The organism is Aeromonas sp. JL9, assembly GCF_024436075.1.
GTDB classification, from domain to species: Bacteria; Pseudomonadota; Gammaproteobacteria; order Enterobacterales; family Aeromonadaceae; genus Aeromonas; species Aeromonas veronii.
In genome coordinates this window covers 1-4,110 of record NZ_JANFNV010000059.1, presented here as the reverse complement: position 1 = coordinate 4,110, position 4,110 = coordinate 1, and the positions used below count along the sequence as shown (strand labels likewise).

Annotated in this window: 2 protein-coding genes and 3 pseudogenes; 2 read left to right on the top strand and 3 right to left on the bottom strand. The window is 48.8% G+C overall.

The window, feature by feature from the left end:
• Nucleotides 1–132 precede the first annotated feature (132 nt).
• Nucleotides 133–291: pseudogene (locus NOM06_RS20650) on the bottom strand (IS630 family transposase); the annotation flags it as partial.
• 287 nt (nt 292–578) lie between these two features.
• On the bottom strand, nt 579–1,121 hold the full coding sequence (locus NOM06_RS20645) for a chorismate mutase (RefSeq protein WP_255913013.1): 543 nt from the start codon (nt 1,119–1,121) through the stop codon (nt 579–581).
• 379 nt (nt 1,122–1,500) lie between these two features.
• On the opposite strand from NOM06_RS20645, the pseudogene NOM06_RS20640 reads away from it, so the two are divergent.
• Nucleotides 1,501–1,773 (top strand): annotated as a pseudogene (locus tag NOM06_RS20640) (IS4 family transposase); the annotation flags it as partial.
• Nucleotides 1,774–1,861: 88 nt separating this feature from the next.
• Here the strand turns inward: NOM06_RS20640 and NOM06_RS20635 are convergent.
• Nucleotides 1,862–2,761, bottom strand: a pseudogene (locus NOM06_RS20635) (IS3 family transposase); the annotation flags it as partial.
• A gap of 61 nt (nt 2,762–2,822) precedes the next feature.
• On the opposite strand from NOM06_RS20635, the gene NOM06_RS20630 reads away from it, so the two are divergent.
• On the top strand, nt 2,823–3,866 hold the full coding sequence (locus tag NOM06_RS20630; protein ID WP_255913011.1) for an IS110 family transposase: 1,044 nt from the start codon (nt 2,823–2,825) through the stop codon (nt 3,864–3,866).
• Nucleotides 3,867–4,110: the final 244 nt, after the last annotated feature.

Genomic DNA, 4,110 nt, shown 5'->3' with positions numbered 1-4,110 from the left:
CAGTGGGAACATACATTCGCCACTTTGGCACTTCAGATGCCGTTTTGGGTAGGGGCGACCATCCCATTAACAACGCCGCGCTCTGAACATCCAGTCGGCCCCTAATTTTGGATTGAGGTCTATATCGACTTAATCCTCATAAAGTACCGGATTATCGGCATCACAGCAGGTCAGTGCGGCGTCGATATTCGCCATTTTCTCCTGATAGTCCAGGTCTTTTATCCGAAAGGTTGGCACGTGCCTGCGCCAGACAATGCTCATACGAGGTAGCCATCGACGAAGTGTGGAGGCAGGCCACCGAGCTAAGCGGCTGCATCGCACCTTTCCTAATCTAGGGGAGGAAGAGCTGAGATGAGTTTGGAGAGCAGATGCCAACAGGGCTGAAAACAATTAGGAATACTACAACACCCAGTTATTACATCAGGGCAGAATTTATGGGGGGGAAGCCCCTACTTCATGTTCAAGAAGGGGCTGAAAATGATGATACCAAAGGATGTGCACACTCAAGAAGCGTAAACCGGACATCGGTTTGAAGCTGGTTTCTGGTTATAAGTAGATCTGTTCAATCTGGTACATACTCACAATGCGCTTTTATAACGATGATTTATGATTTCATAAAATGATAATTTTATCTCTTTATTGGTCGCAGCAGTAATGAATGGATGCTCAAAGTGAAAATCCAACATATAGTGAAGCGCATCATCCTTCATAACCATTATGTTAGCAAGATAATTTAACAGTGCACTATCAGAACTAGAAATAAGTGAGCGTATTTTTTCTATATCCACAATACCCCCTGTGCTTCTTGGTGCCGAGTCCGGATTCTCAATCCATTGTGAAAACAATTGACACTGGATTATTTTACTAGCCTTAAACTGTAACTGAACCATATCTATAATCTTAGATTGTGGCAAATTTAACATATCAGCCTTAACTTTAATCTGAGTAATCAGATCTTGCTCGCGTGCCTTATCCTCAATCCCCAAACAATGTATAAACTTATACTCTGCTATTGCATGAGTCAATGAAAATCTATTATCAATAAACCAACCAATATCACGACTAATTTGCTCTGCTCCAAAAATTCTGGCCTGCTTATAAATGACATTCATTGCTTCCATACTCACACTCCTAACTCACTATAAAACATTAAATTATTAAAAATATTGCCAATTGTGCAAGGCAACCTCAGGTAGGGGAAAACCTAAACGAGTCTCACCGAAAGCGTTACTGAAAATTAATGAAAAGATGTAGGTCAATATATTCAATTAAATTCATAAAAAATCACATTGGTGAGCTATCGGTGTGGCAACTTGATGTGTAGTGATGTGATGGACGCCCCCACTCAGCGCGGTCAGTTTCGTACTTAGGCTGACTGCGTTCAACTTGGGAGAGCACCACATGAACACGATCAAAGTAGTTGGAATCGATATTGCCAAGTCTGTTTTTCAGGTGTGTGTATGGGTGATTCTAGATTCATGGGGCCTTTATTTAAAGAGTGGACGGCTCAAGGGGTTTATGACGGTGGAGAAAGCAATCGTCGAGGGATTGGTGTGGACGAGCCAGCTGTCGCTAATGATGAAAAGACGGGTCGCGCAGAGTGTGATGATAGGGAAGCTATCGATGTTGAAAGCGCCAAAGAACAGTACGACATGGTGGTTACCGCTATTGGAAGCAGTGGCACATAGAGCGCTGACAGAAATAAGGGAACGACTGGAATGGACTGCTGAATATTTGACCAAGAAAGCTTGCCGAACCAAGAAGAGAAAATAGATACAGAACAGAACCAGGGAAGGCGTTCTACCTATTGTACAGATCTAGTTATCGCCTGACACCGGCTTCAAACCGGTGTCTGTAGTGGTCAACTAAATCCGGACACTTGGTTAGGCCGTTCTTCGGCTTTTGCTGGCGGTATCCCGTCATTGTGTTGATGTGGACGCCGCCAGTTGTAGTAATCCATCAGGTAGTAACTGATATCCCGCTTCGCCTCTCGCAAGCTCATATATCCCATAGCCGGGAGCCACTCTGACTTCAGGCTTCTGAACAACCGTTCCATCGGGGCGTTATCCCAGCAGTTACCACGCCGACTCATACTCTGGGTCATGCGATAGCGCCACAGTCGTTGCCGAAATGCCCGGCTGCCATATTGGCAGCCCTGATCGGAGTGAAACAGCACACCGGATGGGCAACCCCGCTGCTGATAGGCCATCTCCAGTGCTTTGATGGCCAGCTCTGCATCAGGCTTATCAGACATCGCCCAGCCCACTACCCGCCGAGTGTACAGGTCAAGAACCGCTGCCAGGTAATGCCAACGGCCACCTGCCCAGACGTAGGTGATATCGCCACACCACACCTGATTGGGTTGCTGGACATCAAATTCGCGGGCCAGCAGATTGGGAATGTCCGGTCGTTCAGACTGTGCCACCTTATAACGGTGTGCGCCCGGCTGTTTGGATGCCAGCCCGGCTTCCTTCATCAGGTTACGTACTTTGAATCGGCCAATCTGATACCCCAACTCCCGCATCATTGACATCAAGGCGCGGCTGCCTGCCGAGTCCCTGCTCGCTTTGAACAACCGGCGCAACTCACAGCGCTGCTGCATGCGCTCACGGTTAATCATCCGCCTGCGAGCCAGGTAGTCGTAAAAGCAGGAGGTGGGAACATCGAAAGCGCAGCAGACCAAGGTGATGGGGGCTTGCTCCCTTAATCGATCTATCAGCGCGTACGTGTGAACTCGTCCGCCATCAAGAGAGCAGTAGCCTAATGGGATGGTCTGCTCAATCCACCCCGCTATGCTGGAGCCAGCATCAAGGAGGCTCATCATGACTCAAGCGCAGATTTACATTTACGGGATCGATTTAGGCAAAAATTGGTTTCACCTGGTGGCGATGGATCGCATGGGGCATGTATTGACCAAGCAAAAGCTCACTCGTTCACAACTGAAACAGTTCATCAGTACGACTCCACCCTGTCGGGTTGCCTTCGAGGCATGTCCTGGTTCGCAATACTGGGGACGCCAGTTCCAACAGGCGGGGTTCGAGCCCAAGATTATTCCCGCTCAATTTGTTAAGCCCTACCTCAAATCGAACAAGAATGACTTCAACGATGCCACCGCCATTGCCGAGGCTGGTAGCAGAGGTACTATGCGCTGTGTCCCGTTGAAATCTCATGAACAGTTGGCATTACAGGCGACTCATCGCGTCCGTCAGCGTTTCATCGTCGAACGTACCGCCACTGTCAATCAGATGCGAGCGTTGCTGCTGGAATATGGGCTCACCGTGCCAGTCGGCAGAAAAGTCTTCGAGCGCTCTCTGCCTACGATCCTTGAAGATGCCGAGAATGGCTTGCCTGATTTTATCCGCGCCCTGGTATTGCGCCTGAGAGAACGGTGGCAACAGCTGGATATTCAGATTGATGAGATGAGCCTCATGCTCGGGCAAGCCTCAAGCGCATCGAGTTTGTGCCAAAAAGTCAGCACAGTCCCCGGCATTGGACCGATTGTCTCAACCGCGTTAATTGCCGCGATTGGCAATGGTTCACAATTCAAGAAAGCCCGCGATCTTTCAGCCTGGTTGGGGCTGGTTCCCAGACAATATTCAACGGGTGGCAAATCTTCGCTCGGCGGGATCAGTAAGCGTGGCAATAACTATTTGAGGCAAATGGTTATTCAGGGCGCCAAAGCGCTGAAAATTCACATGAAGCGTGACAAATCATCGTTAGGCGAATGGGTCGCTAGGCTGGAGGTCGGTCATCACCACCATGTGGTACTTATCGCCCTGGCCAACAAGATAATGCGAATTTGCTGGAAAGTGCTGACATCCGGCAGGGATTACCAACCGTATCCCAACGCAAGTTCAGCCGTTTAACTGATAGAACTCATACCCGGTTTTGCGAGCCAAAAACAGATGACAGAAGCGTTTACCCCACGACGTTGCAGCCTGGCTAAAAAAGCAGTCTCTCGTGACTGGTAGCTTTATTAGGACGATGACGTGCGGATCCCATCAAGGCCAGAGCCGGAAAACGGCTCACAGACAGGCCGGATACATTGACGCAAACGACTTCTGGAAATCAGTTCAAGCTTGCAGATAAGGAGCAGACCATACATTTTTT

What these genes read in the sequence shown, in the direction of transcription:
- NOM06_RS20645 (WP_255913013.1), bottom strand. Translation starts at nt 1,121, where the DNA reads ATGGAAGCAATGAATGTCATTTATAAGCAGGCCAGAATTTTTGGAGCA.
- NOM06_RS20630 (WP_255913011.1), top strand. Translation starts at nt 2,823, where the DNA reads ATGACTCAAGCGCAGATTTACATTTACGGGATCGATTTAGGCAAAAAT.